This is a genomic window from Sphingomonas sp. BT-65, assembly GCF_026107375.2.
Taxonomy (GTDB): domain Bacteria; phylum Pseudomonadota; class Alphaproteobacteria; order Sphingomonadales; family Sphingomonadaceae; genus Sphingomonas.
In genome coordinates, this window is record NZ_JAPCIA010000001.1 from 1,388,216 (window position 1) to 1,409,146 (window position 20,931).

At 66.2% G+C, this 20,931-nt stretch carries 15 protein-coding genes; 3 read left to right on the forward strand and 12 right to left on the reverse strand.

Annotation, left to right across the window (positions count from 1 at the left end; genetic code table 11):
• Nucleotides 1-22 precede the first annotated feature (22 nt).
• Together OK349_RS06725 and OK349_RS06730 are read left to right on the forward strand one after the other, a co-directional pair.
• Entirely contained in the window at nt 23-1,198 is a 1,176-nt protein-coding gene (locus OK349_RS06725; RefSeq protein WP_265117045.1) for an acetyl-CoA C-acetyltransferase, read from the forward strand.
• 221 nt (nt 1,199-1,419) lie between these two features.
• On the forward strand, nt 1,420-4,725 hold the full coding sequence (locus tag OK349_RS06730; protein WP_265117046.1) for a TonB-dependent receptor domain-containing protein: 3,306 nt from the start codon (nt 1,420-1,422) through the stop codon (nt 4,723-4,725).
• A 110-nt stretch (nt 4,726-4,835) separates the two neighbouring features.
• On the opposite strand, the gene OK349_RS06735 is transcribed toward OK349_RS06730, so the two are convergent.
• The 3 genes from OK349_RS06735 to OK349_RS06745 all read right to left on the reverse strand — a co-directional run bounded on the left by OK349_RS06735 (nt 4,836) and on the right by OK349_RS06745 (nt 7,995).
• Nucleotides 4,836-5,246 carry a hypothetical protein gene (locus OK349_RS06735; RefSeq protein ID WP_265117047.1) on the reverse strand — a complete coding sequence of 137 codons (411 nt, stop codon included), beginning with the start codon at nt 5,244-5,246 and terminating at the stop codon, nt 4,836-4,838.
• A gap of 77 nt (nt 5,247-5,323) precedes the next feature.
• The gene (alr, locus tag OK349_RS06740) at nt 5,324-6,358 is read right to left on the reverse strand and encodes an alanine racemase (RefSeq protein ID WP_265117048.1); all 1,035 of its coding nucleotides are present in this window, start codon (nt 6,356-6,358) and stop codon (nt 5,324-5,326) included.
• Nucleotides 6,359-6,393: 35 nt separating this feature from the next.
• Nucleotides 6,394-7,995: an MFS transporter gene (locus OK349_RS06745; RefSeq protein WP_265117049.1), complete on the reverse strand. Its 1,602-nt coding sequence runs from the start codon at nt 7,993-7,995 to the stop codon at nt 6,394-6,396.
• 236 nt (nt 7,996-8,231) lie between these two features.
• Between OK349_RS06745 and OK349_RS06750 the strand changes: the two genes are divergently transcribed.
• Nucleotides 8,232-9,857: an NAD(P)/FAD-dependent oxidoreductase gene (locus OK349_RS06750; protein WP_265117050.1), complete on the forward strand. Its 1,626-nt coding sequence runs from the start codon at nt 8,232-8,234 to the stop codon at nt 9,855-9,857.
• 6 nt (nt 9,858-9,863) lie between these two features.
• Here the strand turns inward: OK349_RS06750 and OK349_RS06755 are convergent, their stop codons facing one another.
• The 9 genes from OK349_RS06755 to OK349_RS06795 form a co-directional block, all read right to left on the reverse strand.
• Nucleotides 9,864-11,174 carry a cation:proton antiporter gene (locus OK349_RS06755; RefSeq protein WP_306310659.1) on the reverse strand — a complete coding sequence of 437 codons (1,311 nt, stop codon included), beginning with the start codon at nt 11,172-11,174 and terminating at the stop codon, nt 9,864-9,866.
• 115 nt (nt 11,175-11,289) lie between these two features.
• A complete protein-coding gene (gene metH / locus OK349_RS06760) occupies nt 11,290-13,893 on the reverse strand; it encodes a methionine synthase (RefSeq protein ID WP_265117051.1) in 2,604 nt (867 codons plus the stop codon).
• A 150-nt stretch (nt 13,894-14,043) separates the two neighbouring features.
• Nucleotides 14,044-15,090 carry a homocysteine S-methyltransferase family protein gene (locus OK349_RS06765; protein WP_265117052.1) on the reverse strand — a complete coding sequence of 349 codons (1,047 nt, stop codon included), beginning with the start codon at nt 15,088-15,090 and terminating at the stop codon, nt 14,044-14,046.
• Nucleotides 15,091-15,103: 13 nt separating this feature from the next.
• Nucleotides 15,104-16,021 carry a methylenetetrahydrofolate reductase gene (gene metF / locus OK349_RS06770; RefSeq protein WP_265117053.1) on the reverse strand — a complete coding sequence of 306 codons (918 nt, stop codon included), beginning with the start codon at nt 16,019-16,021 and terminating at the stop codon, nt 15,104-15,106.
• Nucleotides 16,018-16,992: an ArsR/SmtB family transcription factor gene (locus tag OK349_RS06775; protein ID WP_265117054.1), complete on the reverse strand. Its 975-nt coding sequence runs from the start codon at nt 16,990-16,992 to the stop codon at nt 16,018-16,020. The genes metF and OK349_RS06775 overlap by 4 nt, the downstream gene beginning before the upstream one ends.
• Before the next feature lie 296 nt (nt 16,993-17,288).
• The gene (locus OK349_RS06780; protein ID WP_265117055.1) at nt 17,289-18,311 is read right to left on the reverse strand and encodes a glycosyltransferase family 4 protein; all 1,023 of its coding nucleotides are present in this window, start codon (nt 18,309-18,311) and stop codon (nt 17,289-17,291) included.
• An 11-nt stretch (nt 18,312-18,322) separates the two neighbouring features.
• Nucleotides 18,323-19,210 carry a UDP-2,3-diacylglucosamine diphosphatase gene (locus OK349_RS06785; RefSeq protein WP_265117056.1) on the reverse strand — a complete coding sequence of 296 codons (888 nt, stop codon included), beginning with the start codon at nt 19,208-19,210 and terminating at the stop codon, nt 18,323-18,325.
• 84 nt (nt 19,211-19,294) lie between these two features.
• Nucleotides 19,295-19,915 carry a glutathione S-transferase family protein gene (locus tag OK349_RS06790; protein WP_265117057.1) on the reverse strand — a complete coding sequence of 207 codons (621 nt, stop codon included), beginning with the start codon at nt 19,913-19,915 and terminating at the stop codon, nt 19,295-19,297.
• Nucleotides 19,912-20,916, reverse strand: a complete 1,005-nt coding sequence (locus OK349_RS06795) for an NAD(P)H-quinone oxidoreductase (protein ID WP_265117058.1) — start codon at nt 20,914-20,916, stop codon at nt 19,912-19,914. Before OK349_RS06795 ends, OK349_RS06790 begins: the two co-directional genes overlap by 4 nt.
• Nucleotides 20,917-20,931: the final 15 nt, after the last annotated feature.

Consider the following 20,931-nt stretch of genomic DNA (forward strand, 5'->3'; position numbering starts at 1 on the left):
AACCAACCGGAGTCCCGCACCCATGACCGAAGTCGTGATCACCGCCGCCAAGCGCACCCCCGTCGGCAGCTTCCTCGGCGCCTTTGCCGCGACCCCCGCGCACGAGCTCGGCCGGATCGCGATCGAGGCAGCGCTCGAGCAGGCCGGCGTCAAGGGCGAGGAAGTGTCGGAGGTGATCCTGGGCCAGGTGCTCACCGCCGCGCAGGGCCAGAACCCGGCGCGCCAGGCATCGATGGCGGCGGGCGTGCCCAAGGAAGTCCCCGCCTGGGGCCTCAACCAGGTGTGCGGGTCGGGCCTGCGCGCGGTCGCGCTGGCGGCGCAGGCGGTGCAGACCGGCGACGCCACGATCGTCGTCGCGGGCGGGCAGGAATCGATGTCGCTCGCCGCGCACGCCCAGTCGCTGCGCGCAGGCGCCAAGATGGGTGACGTCGGCCTGATCGACACGATGATCAAGGACGGCCTGACCGACGTGTTCAACGGCTATCACATGGGCATCACCGCCGAGAATCTCGCCGAGCAGTATCAGGTCACCCGCGGCGAGCAGGACGAGTTCGCCGTCCGCTCGCAGAACCTCGCCGAAGCCGCGCGCACCGCAGGCCGCTTCAAGGACGAGATCGCGCCGGTCACGATCAAGGGCCGCAAGGGCGACACCGTGGTCGAGCAGGACGAGTATATCCGTGCCGGCGCGACGCTCGACAGCGTCGCCGGCTTGCGCCCTGCCTTCAAGAAGGACGGCACCGTCACCGCGGGCAATGCCTCGGGCCTCAACGACGGCGCCGCGGCGCTGGTAGTGATGAGCCGCGCGGAGGCCGAGAAGCGCGGCACGCCGGTGCTCGCCACGATCAAGAGCTGGGCGACCGCCGGCGTCGATCCCTCGATCATGGGCATCGGCCCGGTCCCGGCGTCGAAGAAGGCGCTGGAGAAGGCCGGCTGGACGATCGCCGACCTCGACCTGATCGAGGCCAACGAGGCGTTCGCGGCGCAGGCGCTGTCGGTCGGCAAGGAGCTCGGCTTCGATCCCGACAAGGTCAACGTCAATGGCGGCGCGATCGCCATCGGCCATCCGATCGGCGCGAGCGGGGCGCGCGTGCTCACGACTCTGCTGTACGAAATGCAACGCCGTGACGCGAAGAAAGGCCTGGCGACTCTGTGCATCGGTGGCGGCATGGGCATCGCGATGTGCGTTGAGCGCGCCTGACCGCCCGAACCCGTTTTTTCGCGCACGCAACAAACGAAAAGTCACAGCTTCGCGCATGATTTTTCATTGCTGCTTCATGCATGGCGCGTTGCACAAATGTGACATTCTGGCCACATCCCGTTCCGAAATTGCGTCGAACGGGGGAACTTTTCTTGCCAGAAGATGAACGAGAAGGTTTCCTATGAGACGGACCGGCATTCAGCCGGGCATAGGGGACCTACATGAACATCAGCCGCCTTTTGACGGCGACCGCGCTTGCCAGCGCGGCTTTCGCCATTCCGCACGCCGCTTGGGCACAGGACACCTCGACCGGCCAGACCGAAGAAACCGCCGCTGAGGAATCTGAAACCGATGAGGCCGTCGTCATCACCGGCTCGCGCATCCGCAGCCCCAACATCACGGCGGACGTGCCCGTCACCTCGATCGGCGGCGAGACGATCTTCCAATCAAGCGACCAGAATGTCGGCGAGTTGCTGAACGACCTGCCGCAGCTGCGCAGCACCTTCGCGCAGCAGAATCCGGGTTCAGGCATCGGCATCGCCGGTCTCAACCTGCTCGACCTTCGCGGTCTCGGCACGCAGCGCACGCTGGTGCTGGTCAACGGTCGCCGCCACGTTCCCGCCGACATCCTCAACAATGCGGTGTCGCCGGACGTGACCTCGATTCCGAACGACCTGATCGAGCGCGTCGATATCGTGACCGGCGGCAACTCCGCGGTCTATGGTTCGGACGCGATCGCGGGTGTGGTCAATTTCGTGCTGCGTCGCTCGTTTGAGGGCGTGCAAATTCGTGGCTCGGCCAGCACGACGCAGGAGGGCTTTGGCTCCTCGCAATATGTTTCGGCGATGGTCGGCCAGAACTTCGGCGAAGGCCGCGGAAACATCACGGTGCATGGCGAATATACGCGCTCGGATCGCGTCTATGCGTCGGATGTGCCGTGGTTCCGTGAACAGGCCGGCCTGTTCACGGTCGATGCCGACGTCGGCGGCCTGGCCAACGGCAGCGACGGGTTTCCCGACGCCATCTTCCTGCGCAATGTGCGCAGCGGCACGATCAACCCCAACGGCCTTATCGCGATCAATCAGCGGAATATGCCGAACGGTCTCTGCGGGAACGCGACAGCGTCTAATAACGGTCCGTCGAATACCAACGGCGCGGCGTTCAGCTGCTCCTACATCTTCGGTGGTGACGGGCGGCTGATCGAGCAGACCGGCACGCGCTTCGGCACTGGCATCAACGCCAGCCGTATCGGCGGCAACGGTCAGACCGGCCGCGAGGGCAAGACGCTGTCGATCATGCCGTTCCTTGAGCGCTACAACTTCAACATGCTGAGCCATTACGAGTTCAGCCCGGCGCTGGAAGTGTTCTTCGAGGGCAAGTTCAATCGCGTGAACGCGGTGGGCAATAATGCCGGCCCGTCGTTCATCCAGTCACCGTCGGCGGCGCAGGGTTCGGTCGGCGACTTCCGCGAGCGCGTACGGCTTGACAACCCCTTCCTCAACCCCGCCGATCGGACTACGCTGTCGAACCTGATCCTGGCATCGAACTGCCGCCCCAGCTTGCAGGACACTTGTCCCGAGCGGACAAATATCGGAACGGCCCAGGCGCCGGTCTTCATTAACGGCAATCTTACCGATGCCGATCGTGCCGCGATCGCCGCCGGAACCTATCGCGTGCAAATCAACCGCAACCTGCTCGACGTCGGGCTGCGCGATGAACACTTCCAGCGCGATACCTATCGTGTGGTGGCCGGCCTCCGCGGTACGTTCAACACCGACTGGTCGTATGAAATCTCGGCCAACTACGGCAAGTTCGAGCAGACCCAGGTGACGCGCGGCTTCATCGATCGCCAGCGTTTCTCGCTGTCGATGGACGCGGGCCGCAATCCGGTGACGGGCCAGATCCAGTGCCGTTCGCAGTTCGATCCAGCTGCGGCCGTCGCGGACCAGCGTACCGACACGGTGTCGGTGGGACTTCGTGCGCGGAACGCGGCGCGCCTCGCCGCCGATATCGCCGCATGCCGGCCCTACAACCCGTTCGGTGCGGCCGACAATACCGCGGCGATCGACTATTTCTCGGTCGATTCCCACGTGAAAGCGAGCCTGGAGCAGTTTGTCGGGCAGGCGTTCGTGTCGGGTGACCTGAGCCAGCTGTTCGAACTGCCGGGCGGTCCGATCCGCTTCGCGATCGGCGGCGAGTATCGGCGCGAAGAGGCATTCTACCAACAGCCCGCATTCGTCAGCGACGGCTTCACCAACAACGTCGTCATCCCCACCTTCTCGCCGCCGGCGTTCGAGGTGAAGGAAGCGTTCGGCGAGTTGCAGCTGCCGCTGCTGAGGGACACGCCGTTCTTCCACGAACTGACGGTGACCGGCGCCGCCCGCGTCTCGGATTATGGTGGCGGCACGGGCGTGGTCTACGCCTATAACGGTGGCGTGCAGTGGGCACCGATCCGTGATCTGCGCCTGCGCGGTAACTACGCCCGCGCGGTGCGCGCACCGAACGTGTCGGAAACCGGCTTCCCGCTGGTGCCGAACTTCGCGAACAACATCGTCGATCCATGCGATGCGGTGGCGATCAACTCGGGTAGCCAGTTCCGTCGCGCGAACTGCACCACGGCGGTCGGCGCGAACCTCTCCAACCTGCCCTCGCGCACCTACTCGCTGCCGATCGTCAGCGGTTCGAATCCGAACCTCGAGGCGGAAACGTCCGACTCGTACACGATCGGTGGCGTGCTGCAGCCGCGATTCATTCCAGGCCTGGCGCTGACGGTCGACTATTACGACATCACGGTGAACGGGATCATCGCGAGCGTCGGCGCACAGACGATCCTTAACAACTGCTATGACTTCGCAACGCTCAACAACGTGTTCTGCAGCGCCTTCACCCGTTTCGCGGGTCCGGGCAGCGGGCCGAACGGCGAGCTGCCGGGCGCGATCCTGGGCAACTCGCTGGTCGTGGCGCCGCTCAACTTCGCCGAGCGCAAGGCGCGCGGCATCGACGTCAACCTGCAGTATAGCAAGCGTTTCGGTCAGGATTTCCGGCTGTTGGCCAACCTGATCTACGTCCACACACTGCAGCGGAGCAACTTCGAGGATCCCACCAACCCGAACTTCGAGAATCGCATTCTTAGCGAAGTCGGCGATCCGCAGGACGAGTTCCGCTTCGATATCGACCTGGGTTACAAGGACTTCACGTTCGGTTACCGCTTCCGGTTCATCGGTGAGCAGTTCACCTCGACTTACGAGACCTTCCGGGACGGCATCAACGGCTTGCCGGCCTCGAATATCGATGCGATCGCCCCCCAGGAATATCCGGTCATTACCTATTCGGATATCCGATTCGAGTGGGACGTTGCCGGTTCGGAAGCAGGCGACAACAAGTCGAAGGGTCTGCGGTTCTACTTCGGTGTCGACAATCTGTTTAACCAGCTCCCACCGCTCGGCACGACGGCGACGGGTGTCGGTACGGCGATTTACGACTTCCGCGGCCGCAGCTTCTATTTCGGCGCGCGCGCGCGTTTCTGATCGATCGGGTCCTTCTGGACCTAACCTTTCAGCGGACATGAAAAGGCCGGCGGTTCCTATCGGAAACGCCGGCCTCTTTTTTATACGTGTGCCTTTGTTCGCGGCGCCCCTCAGCGCGAGCCGGTCTTCACCCGCGTATACGGCACGAAATCGCCGAGCACCGCGAAGCCGCTCCACATCCGCGAGCTGCGGTCGATGAAGTCGACCTTGTCAACGTTGCACAGCTGGCTGCCATAGATCTTGGTCAGCAGGATATCGTCATCGTCGAGCTGGTCGGCACCCGAGCGCGGACGGTTGACGTAGAGCCTCGAACCGCTGCGGTAGACGATCGCGGTCTTGTCGATGATCGTGCTGTTGTCCATCGCATGTGTCGGCAGGCACTTGACCGGCTTGCCGGCCACGCGCCCCTCGAGCATCTTGGCGAGCTCAGCTTCGCCCTTGGGATATGCCTTTTCCTCGGCCATCGCGGCGCCCGGAAGCGCCAGCAGTGCGAGCGAGGCGGCAGTCAGCAATGCGCGCATCTCACTTCTCCATTTCCAATCGTCCAAGGGAAATGGTGCCAGATTGCGCCTTTCGCAACGCTGAACCGTTAATCGCGCTATTCCCACAACCGGTCGAACCGCCCGCCAAGCCCGGTGATCAGCTCATATTGCGACAGACCTGACAACGCCGCCGTCTGCGGCAGGCTATAGTCGATCGTCACCCAATCCCCCTCGGCCAGATCGGGGGCGCCGCTCACATCGAGCGCGGTCAGGTCCATCGAGACGCGCCCGATCACCGGCAGCTCGATATCCCCCGCCCACGCGCGTCCCTTGCCCGAGAAGCAGCGCAGATAGCCGTCGGCATAGCCGAGGTTGATGATCGCCACCTCGGTATCCGCCTGCGCGGTCCAGGTCGCGTTGTAGCCGACGCTCTGCCCCGCCGGGACCAGCCGTCGCTGGAGCAGCTGTACCTGCGGGAACACCACCTGGCGGATCTGCTCCGCGAACGCCGCCACCTGCACCCCGCCATAAAGCGAAATGCCCGGCCGGGTGAGGTCGAAGGCATAGTCCGCGCCGAGCGCGATCCCCGCCGAATTGGCGAGGCTCATCCGTTTCGCCGCGGTCCGCCCCGCGAGCGCTGCGAACCGCTCGCGCTGCAATGCATTGAGCGGCACATCCTCGTCGGCGCAGGCGAGATGGCTCATCAGCGTCTCGACCGCGAGCCCGTCGAGCAGGCCCGCCGCGACATCCTCGGGCCGGATGCCCAGCCGGTTCATTCCAGTATCGACCATCACGTCGCACGCGCCGCCACCGGCCTCGCGCCAGCGCCGCACCTGTTGCACCGTGTTCAGCACCGGCCGCGCTGATCCCGCCGCCAGAGCGGCGGGCAGATCCTCCTCGCGCATGCCATGCAGCACGGATACCGCCACGCCCAGGCCGGCGAGCGCCAGCGCCTCGTTCCAGGTCGCGACGAAGAAGTCGCGGCATCCCGCGTCCGCCAGCCGCCGCACGACCTCGCGCGCGCCCAGGCCATAGCCGTTTGCCTTGACCGCCGCGCCGCATGCGGCCGGGCCGCTCATCGCGGCGAGGAAGCGCCAGTTGGAGACAAGGGCGTCGCCGTCGAGGCGCAGGCGGAGAGGCGCTGGAATCATCTCCCCCGGTTAGGGTCCCTTCCCGGCCTCCGCAATCACACGTTCTTGTGGAGATCGCTTTCCTTGAGGAAGAACAGGGTGACGAGCAGCGCCATCGCCACGACGATCCAGGTGTACCACAGCCCCGAATAGGGATCGCCACTCTTGGCCACCATATATTGGCTGATCAGCGGCAGGAATCCGCCGAAATAGCCCGTGCCGATATGATAGGGGATCGACATCGAGCTGTAGCGGATGCGTGGCGGGAACAGCTCGGCGAGCAGCGCCGCGACCGGGCCATAGGTCGCCCCCGACAGCGCCGCCAGCGCGACGATCGCGAGCAGGATCATCACGATATTGCCCGCACTCGGCACCACCCGGTCGAGATTGTAGCCGGCATCCGCCAGCGCCTGGTCGATATCGGCCGGCTCGGTCGAGATCACCGGCACCTCGCCGATCGCGACCGCAGCCGACGGCGTCTCCGCCTTGGTATAGGGGACCCCCTTCTTCGAGAGATAGTCGAGCAGTTGGCCGCACGTGTCCTTCTGCTTGCTCGCAAAGGGATCGTAGCTGCATTCGGGGCCCGAGACGACCACGGGTGCGCTGCGCGCCGCATCGGCCAGCGCCGGATTGGCGGCATGTCCCATTACCCAGAACAACGGGAACAGCATCAGCAGCGTGAAACCATAGCCGAGGACGATCGGCTTCTTGCGCCCGACGCGGTCGGACAGCTTGCCGAACAGGATGAACCAGAACAGCCCCGCCGCAGCCCCGCCGCCCGCGAGCAGCTGCGCGGTTACCGTATCGACCCGCATCGTGCCCTGGAGGAAGGACAGGACCGAGAAGGTCGCGGTGTACCAGATCACGGTCAGGCCCGCGGCGATCCCGAACAGCGCGACGAACAGCCGCCGCAGGTTGCCGGGATAGGTGAAGCTCTCGAGGAACGGGTTCTTCGCGGTCTCGCCCGCCTCTTTCATCGCGCGGAACACCGGGCTCTCGTTGAGCTTCACCCGCATCCACAGCGAGATGGCGAGCAGCGCGATCGAGAAGATGAAGGGCAGGCGCCAGCCCCACGCCTCGAAGGTCTCCGGCGTCATGCCGAAGCGGGTGCCAAGCACCACGATCAGGCTCAGCACGAACCCGCCGCCAACGCTCGCCTGGATGAAGCTGGTGTGATAGCCGGCGCGCCCCTTGGGCGAGTGCTCGGAGACATAGATCGCCGCGCCGCCATATTCACCGCCCAGCGCCAGTCCCTGCAGGATGCGCAGCCCGATCACGATCGCCGGCGCTGCCGCGCCGATCGCGGCATAGGAGGGCACGAAGCCGACGCCCGCGGTCGCGATGCCCATCAGGGTAATCGTGACGAGGAAGGTATATTTGCGGCCGAGCTTGTCGCCGAGATAGCCGAACAGCACCGCACCCAGCGGCCGGAAGCCGAACCCCACGGCGAACCCCGCCCAGGCATAGAGCGCCTCCATCACCGGATTGCCGGTGGCGAAGAAGGTGCGGCCGATGATGCCCGAGGCGGCGAGCGTGCCGTAGATGAAGAAATCATACCATTCGAACACGGTGCCGAGCGACGACGCGGTCACCACCTGCCGCATCTCCGCCTTGCTCGGCTCGTGTCCCGGTTGGATATCTTCCGCCACGCTCGCCATTCAGATCCCCCAATCCTGTTCGGGGCAAGGGTTTAGCGGGTTGAGGAGGCGCGGCAAGAGACCTCTAAAGTCCTCCCCCGGAGGGGGAGGGGGACCAGCGAAGCTGGTGGAGGGGTAATCTCCCCACGCGAGCCGGCTACTTTGTTGTGACCTACCCCTCCACCGCCTGCGGCGGTCCCCCCTCCGCCTCCGGGGGAGGAATTGGAAAGACTTCTAATCCACTATAGGGGAGCGCGATGCTGCGTCTCTCCGGGCTCTCCCTACCCCTCGATCATCCGGCCGATGCGATCGCGCCGGCGATCTGCGAGCGGCTGGGTGTCGCGCCCGCCGATCTCGTTTCCTGGACGCTGTTCAAGCGCGGCAACGACGCCCGCCGTCGCAATGCGATCCAGTTGGTCTACACGCTCGATATCGCGCTGGCGAACGAGGCCGAGGTGCTCGCGCGTCTCGCCGGGGACAAGGACGTGCGACCCACGCCCGACATGGCCTATCGCCCGCCCGTCACCGCGCCAGAGGGCTGGTCCGGCAAACGCCCGGTGGTGATCGGCGCAGGGCCCTGCGGCCTGTTCGCCGGGCTGATCCTCGCGCAGATGGGCTTCCGCCCGATCATCCTCGATCGCGGCAAGATCGTGCGCGAACGGACCAAAGACACGTGGGACCTGTGGCGCCGCGCCGAGCTCAACCCCGACAGCAACGTCCAGTTCGGCGAGGGCGGCGCCGGCACCTTCTCCGACGGCAAGCTCTATTGCCGGGTCAAGGATCCTCGCTTCCTCGGCCGCAAGGTACTGGAGGAGTTCGTCCGCGCCGGCGCGCCCGACGACATCTTGTGGGAGGCGCATCCGCATATCGGCACCTTCCGTCTCGTCACCATGGTCGAGAGCATGCGCCGCACGATCGAGGCGCTGGGCGGCGAATATCGCTGGCAGACCCGTGTCGACGATCTCGAACTGGAGCGGCTGCCCGACGGCCGACAGCGCCTGCGCGGCCTCCATCTCCACGATGGCAGCTTCCTCGAGGCCGATCACGTCGTGCTGGCGGTCGGCCACAGCGCGCGCCCGACCTTCGAGATGCTCCACCGCCGCGGCGTGCATCTCGATGCCAAGCCGTTCTCGATCGGCGTGCGCATCGAGCACCCGCAGAGCTGGGTCGATCAGGCACGCTACGGCAAATGCGCGGGCCATCCCGATCTCGGCGCAGCCGCCTATAGCCTCGCACACCACGCGTCTAACGAGCGCACCGTCTACAGCTTCTGCATGTGCCCGGGCGGGCGGGTGGTCGCCGCGACCAGCGAGGAAGGCCGCGTCGTCACAAACGGCATGAGCCAGTACTCGCGCGCCGAGTTCAATGCCAACTCCGGCCTCGTTGTCGGCATCGATCCCGCGCGGGACTATCCCGACGGGCCGCTCGCCGGCATCGCACTTCAGCGTCATTGGGAGAGCCTGGCGTTCGAGGCGGGCGGCGGCAATTACCACGCCCCGGGCCAGCGCGTCGGCGATTTCCTCGCCGCCCGCCCCTCCACTGCGCTCGGCGAAGTCACCCCGAGCTACAAGCCCGGCGTGACGATGACTGACCTGTCGCGCTGCCTCCCCGCCTTCGCGGTCGAGGCGATCCGCGAGGCGCTGCCCGTGTTCGGCCGCCAGATCGCGCGCTACGATCATCCCGACGCGGTCATGACCGGGGTCGAAACGCGCACCTCCTCCCCCGTCCGCATCACCCGCGGCAAGGATTTCCAGAGCCTCAACGTCGAACGGCTGTTCCCCGCGGGCGAAGGCGCAGGCTATGCCGGCGGCATCCTCTCGGCCGCGATCGACGGGATCAAGGTCGCCGAAGCGGTGGCGGCGAGCATCGCCGCCAGGCGCTAGGCAGGATCAGACCGAAGCGGGCTTCGCCTCGGTCGCCGGGGCGCCGTCCTGATCCGCCCCCAGCTCGCCCAGCGACCCCTCGGCGCGCGCCTTGCGGCCATAGACCAGCTCGAACAGCGGCGAGGCCATCAGCGTGGTGACAATCGCCATCAGCACCAGGATCGAGAACAGCGCCGGGGTGATGATCCCGCGCTGCAGCCCGATGTTGATGATGATCAGCTCCATCAGCCCACGCGCGTTCATCAGCGCGCCGATCGCCATCGCGGTCGGGTTGTCCTGTCCGGTCAGCCGCGCTGCGCCCCAGCAGGCGACGCCCTTGGCGGCGATCGACGCGACCAGGATGCCGCCCGCGATCAGGAACATCGAGGGGTCGGCGAGCAGCGACATCTGGGTGTTGAGGCCCGAGAAGGTGAAGAAGATCGGCAGCAGCATCACCACCGTCACCGGCTCGAGCACGCGCCGCACCTCGGTCGCGAACACGCCGCGCGGCATCACCGTGCCGAGCAGGAAGCCGCCGAACACGGCGTGCAGGCCCGCCCAGTCCATGCCCAGCGCCGCCGCCGCGAACAGGATCAGCGTGACGCCCAGCAGCGACTGCGAGACCTTGCCCTCACGCTCCGCGATGCGCCCGAGCGGCGCCAGCAGGCGCGGGCCGGCGAACAGGATGAACAGCGCGAGCAGCCCGCCGCCGACGATCGCCTTGATCGCCACCACGGGCCCGGCACCGAGGCTGGCGAGCACGACCGCGAGCACGGTCCACGCCGCGGCGTCGTCGATCGCGCCGGCCGACAGCGACAGCGTGCCCAGCCGAGTCCCGCTCAGGCCCCGTTCGTGGATGATGCGCGCGAGCATTGGGAAGGCGGTGATCGCGATCGCCGCACCCATGAACAGAGTCGCCTGGAACTGGCCCACGCCCGCGGTGAACAGCCCGCCATTGGCGAGCAGCAGCGGCGCGATCAGCACCGCGATCAGGAACGGCGCGGCCATCCCCGCGATCGAGACCGATGCGGCGCTCTTGGCGTTGGCGCGGAACTCGTCGCCGCGGAACTGCAGCCCGACCAGGAACATGTATAGGCCCACACCGAGCTGAGCGAGGACGTAGAGCAATGTGCGGCTGTCCTTGGGGAACAGCACCTGCTGGATTTCAGGGAAGAGCAGCCCGAACAGCGACGGACCGAGAATCACGCCTGCGATCATCTCGCCGACCACTTGCGGCTGACCAAGCCATTTCCGCGCGGCCCAGCCGACAGTGCGTGCTGCCGCGATGATGATCGCGAGCTGCGCGAAGAAATAAATGCTTAGTTCGGCTGGCGCCATTGAACTCTCCTCCCCTGAACCGGGCTCTGTCGGACCCGTAGGGCCCCGTCCCATGTCAACGTTATCATCGAGGACCGGTCAGGGCAATCCGAAGAATATTAGCGCTAACATCGATTCAGTCGAGGTTCGGCCGCAGCCAGCGCTCGGCCTGCTCCAGGCTCACCCCGCGCCGCGTTGCATATTCCTCGAGTTGGTCGCGGCCGATGCGCGCAACACCGAAATATTCGGCTTGCGGATGCCCGAAATAGAAGCCGCTGACCGCCGCGGTCGGCAGCATCGCGAAGCTCTCGGTCAGGCTGATGCCGGTGCGCTTGTGCGCGTCGAGCATGTCGAACAGGATCGGCTTGAGGCTGTGCTCGGGGCAGGCGGGATAGCCGGGCGCCGGGCGGATACCGCGATATGCTTCCTTGATCAGCGCTTCGTTGGTGAGCTGCTCGCCCTCGGCATAGCCCCACAGGGCCGTGCGCACATAATGGTGCAGGCGCTCGGCAAACGCCTCGGCCAGGCGATCGGCGAGCGCCTTGAGCAGGATGTCGCTGTAATCGTCGATCGCGTTCTTGAAGCGCGCCAAATGCGGCTCGATCCCGTGGATGCCGACCGCGAAGCCGCCGATCCAGTCGCCCTGCCGGTCGATGAAGTCGGCGAGGCACATATTGGCTCGCCCCTCGCGCTTCTGGATCTGCTGGCGCAGCATCGGCAGCGTGACGTGTTTCTCGTCCTCGACATGGACGATGATGTCGTCGCCCTCGCGCCGGCACGGCCACAGCCCCGCAACGCCGCGCGCGGTGAGCCACTTCTCGTCGATGATGCGGTCGAGCATCTTCTGCGCGTCGGCGAACAGCGACGTCGCGCTCTCGCCGACCACCTTGTCCTGCAGGATCGCGGGATAGTTGCCGGCCAGCTCCCACGCGCGGAAGAAGGGCGTCCAGTCGATAAATTGGCGCAGGTCCCGAAGGTCCCAGTCGGGGAAGCTGTGCACGCCGGGCATGCGCGGCTTGCCGGGCTTGAGGCTCATGTCCGCCTCGAACGCATTGTCGCGCGCGGCAGCGATGGGCACGAGCTCACTCTGCCCCTTGTTGGCGCGCGCGACGCGCACGGCCTCATATTCGTTCGCCACCTTGGCGACATATTCGTCGCGGATCGTGGTGCTCACCAGCGTCGTCGCGACGCCCACCGCACGGCTCGCGTCGAGCACATGCACGACCGGCCCGTCATAGGCCGGGGCAATGCGCAGCGCCGTATGCACCTTCGACGTCGTGGCGCCGCCGATCAGCAGCGGCATCGTCATCTGCGCGCGCTTCATCTCCTCGGCGACGGTGACCATCTCGTCGAGGCTCGGCGTGATCAGGCCGGAGAGCCCGATCATGTCCGCGTCATTCTCGTTCGCCGCCTCGAGGATCTTCGTCCAGGGCACCATCACGCCCAGATCCACCACCTCGAAGCCGTTGCACTGCAGCACGACGCCGACGATGTTCTTGCCGATATCGTGGACGTCGCCCTTGACGGTCGCCATCACGACCTTGCCCTTGCCCTTGGCGCCCGGCTCCTTCTGCGCCTCGATATAGGGCAGCAGGTGCGCCACCGCCTTCTTCATCACGCGCGCAGATTTCACCACCTGCGGCAGGAACATCTTGCCCGATCCGAACAGGTCGCCGACAACGTTCATCCCGTCCATCAGCGGGCCTTCGATCACCTCGATCGGGCGATCGGCCTTGAGCCGGCATTCCTCGGTATCCTCGACCACATATTGGTCGATGCCCTTGACCAGCGCGTGCTCGAGCCGTTTCTCGACCGCCCAGCCGCGCCACTCCGCCGCCTGCTTCTCGGCCACCGCATCGGTGCCGCGGAACTTCTCGGCCAGCGCCACCAGCCGCTCGCCGGCATCGGGGTCCTTGTTGAGGATCACATCCTCGCACGCGGTGCGCAGCTCGGGGTCGATCGCGTCATAGACGTCGAGCTGGCCGGCATTGACGATCGCCATGTCGAGCCCGGCGGGGATCGCATGATAGAGGAACACCGAGTGCATCGCGCGCCGCACCGGCTCGTTGCCGCGGAAGCTGAACGACAGGTTCGACAGCCCGCCCGAGAAGTGGACATGCGGGCAGCGCGCCTTGATCTCCTTCACGGCCTCGATGAAATCGACGCCGTAATTATTGTGCTCCTCGATCCCCGTCGCCACCGCGAAGACGTTGGCGTCGAAGATGATGTCCTCGGGCGGGAAGCCGATGCCCACCAGCAGCTTGTAGGCGCGCTCGCAGATCTCGACCTTGCGCTGCTGCGTGTCAGCCTGCCCGACCTCGTCGAATGCCATCACCACCACCGCAGCGCCATAGTTCATGCACTTGCGTGCATGCTCGAGGAACTGGTCGACGCCTTCCTTCATGCTGATCGAGTTGACGATCGGCTTGCCCGAGACGCACTTCAGCCCCGCCTCGATCACGTCCCATTTGGAGCTGTCGATCATCACCGGCACGCGCGCGATGTCGGGCTCCGCGGCGATCAGCTTGAGGAAGGTCGTCATCGCCTCGTGCGCGTCGAGCAGGCCTTCGTCCATGTTGACGTCGATCACCTGCGCGCCGTTCTCGACCTGCTGGCGCGCGACCTCGACCGCGGCGGTATAGTCGCCGGCCATGATCAGCTTCTTGAACTTCGCCGATCCGGTGACGTTGGTCCGCTCGCCGATGTTGACGAAGCTGGTGGAGGTGGTGGTCGCGGTCATCTTGTCTCTCTAATTCCTCCCCCGGAGGGGGAGAGGGACCAGCCGCAGGCTGGTGGAGGGGTAGTTGCAGCAAACGAACCGACCTGCTTGTGGAGAGCTCCCTCCATCGGCTTCGCGGTCCCCCTCCCCCTCCGGGGGAGGAATTTCAGATCACGCCGCCATCGTGAACGGCTCGATCCCCGCCAGCCGCGTACGCACCGCCGGCGTCGGAATGGCGCGCGGCGGCAAATCCTTCACTGCCTCGGCGATCGCGCGGATATGCTCGGGGGTCGAGCCGCAGCAACCGCCGAGCACGTTGACCTGGCCCTGGTCGGCCCATTCCTTGACCAGCCCCGCCGTTGTCGCAGGCGCCTCGTCATAGGCGCCCAACTCGTTGGGCAGGCCAGCATTGGGATAGACCATGATCAACGCGTCGCAGAGGCCCGACAGCGTCTTCACATGCGGCCGCAGCTGCTCCGCGCCGAACGAGCAGTTGAGCCCGATCGTCACCGGCCGTGCATGGCGCACCGCGTGCCAGAACGCTTCGACTGTGTGGCCCGACAGGTTCCGCCCCGACAGGTCGGTCAGCGTCATCGACAGCATGATCGGCAGGTCGCGGCCCAGCGCCTCGCCCGCCTCGATCGCCGCCATGATCCCGGCCTTGGCGTTGAGCGTGTCGAACACCGTCTCGATCAGCACGAAATCGATCCCGCCCTCGACCAGCGCGTCGATCTGCTCGCGATAGACGTCCTTCAAATGATCGAAGTCGATCTCGCGATAGCCGGGATCGTTGACGTCGGGCGAGAGCGACAGCGTCTTGTTGGTCGGCCCCAGTGCGCCCGCGACGAAGCGCGGGCGCCCGTCCTTCGCCTCGAACTCGTCGGCGATGGCGCGCGCCAGCTTCGCGCTCTCATAGTTGATCGCATGCACCAGATGCTCGGCGCCGTAATCGGCCTGGCTGATCCGGTTGGCCGAGAAGGTGTTGGTCTCGGCGATGTCCGCCCCGGCCTCGAAATAGGCGCGGTGGATCGACGCCGGCACCTCGGGCTTGGTCAGCGCGAGGATGTCGTTGTTACCCTTCTGATCGTGGCTGAGGCCAAGATCGCCGGCATAAGCCGCCTCGTCGAGCTTCCAGTTCTGGATCTCGGTGCCGAACGCGCCGTCGGTGATCAGGATGCGCTTGGCGGCTTCGGCCAGCAGTTTTTCACGTGCAGTCATCGTCGTTCCTAAATCACGCTGCAGCCACGCCCGCCGCGTCCTTGGGCCGCACGCCCAGCAGGTGGCAGATCGCGTAACTCAGTTCCGCGCGGTTGAGCGTGTAGAAGTGGAACTGGCGCACCCCCCCGGCATAGAGCTTGCGGCACAGCTCGGCGGCCAGCGTCGCCGCGACCAATTGCCGCGCCGCCGGATGCTCGTCCAGTCCCTCGAACAGCCGCGCCATCCATGCCGGCACCGCGGTGCCGCACATCGCCGACATGCGCACGACGCTGGCATAGTTCATCACCGGCATGATGCCCGGCACGATCTCGGCATCGATCCCCGCTACCGCTGCATCGTCGCGAAAGCGCAGGAAGGTCTCGGGCTCGAAGAAGAACTGCGTGATCGCGCGGTTGGCGCCGGCGTCGATCTTGCGCTTGAGATTATCGAGATCGTGCGCCGCATCGGGCGAATCCGGATGGCATTCGGGATAGGCCGCGACCGAGATCTCGAACGGGTGCAGCCTGCGCAGTCCGGCGACCAGGTCCGCAGCATTCTCATAGCCGCCGACCGGCGAGGTGAACTTCGCCCCCGCCGTCGGCGGATCGCCGCGCAGCGCGACGATGTGGCGCACGCCCGCCGCCCAATATTCCTCGGCGACCGCGTCGATCTCCTCACGGGTCGCCTCGACGCAGGTGAGGTGCGCGGCGGCCGCGATCGGCGTCTCGCGCGCGATGCGGGCGACGGTGTTGTGGGTGCGCTCGCGCGTCGTGCCGCCCGCGCCATAGGTCACGCTCACGAAGCGCGGCCCTAGCGGCGAGAGCGTCTGGATCGACTCCCACAGCGTCTCCTCCATCTTCTCCGTCTTGGGCGGGAAGAATTCGAACGACACGTCGATATCGCCCGCCACATCCGCAAACAGCGGCGCTCCCGGGTCCAAACGCAAACTCATGCTGCCTTCACTTTCTCATAAGAGGCTGGCCCAAGAGCCTGGCCCGCCTTTCGCGCCAGCCACAATTTCACCGTCAGTTCGCCGCCCTCGAGCGTCTCGGTCATGACCGGCGCGAGATCGGCGGCGTCGAACCAGCCGAGCATCTGCTCATCCGAGAAGCCGAGCCGCACATGCCCCTCGCGCTGACGCAATTCCTCGCGGTCATGCGGCGCGAAGTCCGCGATCAGCAGCCGCCCGCCGTCGCCCAGCACGCGCGCCGCCTCGCGGATTGCCGCGCCCGGCTGCTGCGCAAAGTGCAGCACATGGTGCAGGATCGCGGCATCCGCCTCATCGTCCACCATCGGCAGGGCATAGAGGTCGGCCTGGCGCAGCTCGGCATTGACCAACCCCTGGCCCGAGAGCTTGGCGCGCGCAAGCCGCAGCATCTCCGAGCTGCGGTCGATGCCCAGCGCGCTCTTCGCCCGCGGCGCGAACAGCTCGAGCATCCGGCCGGTGCCGGTGCCGATATCGATCAGCCGCTCGATCGGGAGCTCGCCCAGCGCCACGGCCATGGCCGCCTCGACCTGCTCCTCGGCGACATGCAGCGAGCGGATCGCGTCCCATTCGCCGGCATGCGCCTCGAACCACTCCTCGGCCGCCGCGGCGCGATCCGCGCGCACCGCCGCCAGCCGTGCGCTGTCCGCCACCGCCCAATGATCGGCGTCCTCCGCCGACCAGGCGTCGAGCGCGTCGAGGACCGGTGCGACGCGCGCATCGGCGCCAAGCGCGACGAACACCCAGCTTCCTTCCTTGCGCCGCTCGGCCAGCCCGGCGTCGCACAATATCTTCACATGGCGCGAGACGCGCGGCTGGCTCTGCCCCAGCACCTGCGCCAGCTCGCCCACGCTCAGCTCCATCGAGCGCAGCAGCGCAAGGATGCGCAGCCGGGTCGAGTCCGCGAGGGCGCGGAAGATTTCGAGCGCGATCTTCATGGGGTTAGAGATATAAAGATATCTTTATATCAGGTCAACGGCGAGAACGTCCGGATGCGGCATCGACGATTGCCCGCAACCCGTTAAGCTACTCGCGCGAACGCATATATCGCGATTCGCAGATTTGGGAGGGGAAGGATTTCATGACCACGCGCAAGAATGACCCGCCCCCACCCACCGCCGTGAATCCGCCGAAGCCGTCCGCCAGGGGCAAGCTGGACCATCCGGCGCCCGAACCGGAACCTCAGGACAATGTGGCGAAAGGGCGGAAGGGCGGCTGACTCTGCCGACCCGGCTCAGGCCGCGCGCGCTTCCTCGATGATCGGCACCAGCGCCATCAGGAACTGATGCGCGCTCGCTTCCCAGGTGAAGCTGCGGCCATAGTCGGCGCAGGCGGCGCGATCCTTGGTCAGCGCTTCGGCGATCGCCTGGTCGAGATTCTCGGCCATCGCCCCAGTCCCGGGCGTCAGGATGTCGACCGGCCCGGTCACCGGATAGGCCGCCACCGGCGTGCCACACGCCAGCGCCTCAATCATCACCAGCCCGAACGTGTCGGTCTTGCTCGGGAAGACGAAGACGTCCGCGGCGGCATAGGCGCTCGCCAGCTCGGCGCCGAACATCGGGCCAAGGAACCGCGCAGCCGGGTATTTCGCCTGGAGCGACGCCCGCGCCGGGCCGTCGCCCACCACGACCTTGGTGCCCGGATGCGTCGAGGCGAGGAACGCCTCGAGATTCTTCTCGACCGCGACGCGGCCGACATAGAGCTGCACCGGCCCGTCAAGCACGGCCATCGCAGGATGCGGCTCGATCCCGGGCCGGAAATTGGCGAGGTCCACGCCCCGACCCCAATGCCGCACCTGGGTCAGCCCGTGATCGACCAGCGCCTGTCGGATCGAGGGGGTCGAAGCGAGGATCGACTGCGCCGGCGCATGGAACCAGCGGATATAGCGCCACACCCATTCCGCCGGCACGCCCGAACGCGCCTCGACATAGTCGGGGAACTGGGTGTGATAGGCGGTGGTGAAGGGGAAATCATGCCTGAGGCACCAGCGCCGCGCCGCCACGCACACCGGCCCCTCGGTCGCGAGATGCACCGCGTGCGGCGAGAAATCGTCGAGCAGGTCGCCGATCGTCCGGCTGCGCACCATCGCCAGGCGAATCTCGGGATAGGTCGGGCACGGCACCGAGTAGAAGCGGTCGGGCGAGATCACGAGCACCTTGTGCCCCTGGCTCTCCAATACCCGGCGCACAGACTGAAGCGTGCGGACGACACCGTTCACCTGGGGCTCCCAGGCGTCGGTTACGATCGCGATCCGCATCTCTTCTTCGATCAAGCTGCCGCCAGCGCCTCGACCCGTTCGGGGTCGAGGGGCTCGCGTGCTGCGATCTCATCGGCCCAATGGAGAATTTCCATCCGGCCATCGTAGTGCTCGACGAGCGCGGTGCAACCCTCCACCCAATCGCCGTCATTATAATATTCGACGCCGTCGATCTGGCGCATCTCGGCGGTGTGGATATGCCCGGCGATCACGCCGTCCACGCCGCGCGCGCCCGCTTCTTTCGCGACGATTTCTTCGAAGTTCGAGATGAACTCGACCGCGTTCTTGACCTTCTGCTTGGCGTGCTTGGAGAGCGACCAATAAGGCAGCCCGCGCCAGCGCCGGTATTTGTTGCACCAGCGGTTCAATGCCATCACCGCGGTGTAGGCGGCGTCGCCGAGATGCGCGAGCCAGCGGTGCGACAGCGTGATCGCGTCGAACTCGTCGCCGTGCAGCACCAGCAGGCGGCGCCCGTCGGCGGTCTGGTGGATCGCCTGGCGCTTGATCTCGACCCCGCCGAAGTTGAGCCCGGTGAACTGGCGGAAGATCTCGTCATGATTGCCGGGGATGTAGATCACCCGGGCACCGCGCTTCGCCCGCTTGAGGATGCGCCAGACGATGTCGTTGTGCGCCGCCGGCCAGTAGAATTTCTTCTTGAGCTGCCAGCCGTCGATGATGTCGCCGACGAGATAGATCGTGTCGCTGTCGACATGATCGAGGAAGTCGATCAGCATCTCGGCATTGCAGCCGCGCGTGCCGAGATGGATGTCGGAGATCCAGATCGTGCGATACTGTTTCCGCCCGCCGATCACCCGTTCGGGAATCGCCGGATTGGAAGCGGTGAAATCTGCGAGATCGGTCGCCGCCGCATCGAACGGAAGCCGAGTGATCGTGGCCATTTTAGCCCCGCGGTTAAGTCCTTGCCCGCGCTGCCTATGAATCGGGAATGTTACAGCTGGGCGCGTTTGGACGTCATCGCAGTGTCACGCAGTGATGGGAATATATCTCTCTTGCCCCTCGACCCGCGCGATCCATGCCCGAACTGCCGGCCAGGGTGACAAGGAAAAGCCGCCTTCCTCGGCGACGTGCGTATAGGCGTAGAGACAGATGTCCGCGACGCTCGGCCCCTCGCCGACGAACCAGTCGCGCGTCGCGAGATGCTCGTCCATCAGCTTGAGCGCCGCCTCGCCGCCCGCGCGTTTGCCTGGCAGCATCGCGCGCTGAAGGTCGCTCAAATTGTCCTCGCCGACCAGGCTCAGCCAGAAGCGCACCGTCGCGATGTTGGGCTCGTGATTATATTGCTCCCAGAACATCCAGCGCAGCATGTCGGCGCGGTCGAACGGATCGGCGGGGATCAGCGCACTCCCCTCGGCGACATAGAAGGCCGCCGCGTTGCTCTCGGGCAGGAAGCGGTCGCCGGCCTGCAGCACGGGAATCCGGCCATTGGCGTTGACGCTAGTCAGGAACGCGTCGGTGCGCGTCTCGCCCTTCATGATGTCATATTCGCGCCGCTCGATCGGCTTGCCCGTCAGCGCCGCGGCCAGCCGGATCTTGTAGCAATTTCCCGACGCGGCATATTCATGCAGGATCAGTTGCTCGCTCACGCCATTACCTCCAGCACGATCTTGCCGATATGCGCGCCGCTCTCCATCCGCCGGTGCGCCTCGGCCGCGTCGGCGAGGGCGAAGGTCCGGTCGATCACCGGCTTGAGCTTCCCCGCCTCGACATGCGGCCAAACCGTCCGGGCGAGCTCGTCGGCAACCAGCGTCTTGAACGCGACGTCTCGCGCGCGCAGTGTCGAGCCGGTGAGCGTCAGGCGGCGGCGCATAATCTCCCACACCGGCACAGTCGCCACCGCCCCGCCCTGCACCGCGATCGACACGTGGCGCCCGTCATCGGCCAGGCAATTGAGGTTGCGCGCGACATAGTCGCCGCCGACCATGTCGAGCACCACATCGACCCCGCACCCGCCGGTGACCGCCTTGACGCGCTCGACGAAATCCTCGGTGCGGTAGTTGATCGCATGATCCGCGCCATGCGCCAGGCAGGCGGCGACCTTCTCGTCGCTTCCCGCGGTGACGATCACCGTCACGCCGAACAAATTGCACAGCGAGACCGCCATCGTCCCGATCCCGCTGCTGCCGCCATGGACCAGCACGGTCTCGCCCTCGTTCGCATAGCCGCGCTCGAACAAATTGGTCCACACGGTGAACAAAGTCTCGGGCATCGCCGCGGCCTCGGCCATCGACAGTGCGGCGGGCACGGTCAGGCATTGCCCGAGCGGCGCCACAGCATATTCGGCATAGCCGCCGCCCGCGATCAGCGCACACATCGGCTGCCCGATCACCTCGAGCGGCACGTCGGCGCCGACCGCGACGACCTCGCCCGCGACCTCGAGCCCCGGAATGCTCGTCACCCCCGGCGGCGGCGGATAGGCGCCCAGCCGCTGCACGACATCGGGCCGGTTGACTCCCGCCGCGGCGACGCGGATCAGCACCTCGCCCGCGCCAGGGCTCGGCACCGGCCGCTCGACGAGCGCCAGCACCTCGGGTCCGCCCGGAGCTTCCGGGTCGATCGCCGTCATCTGCTGTGGCACGCGCGTCATGCTATTCCCCCTTGC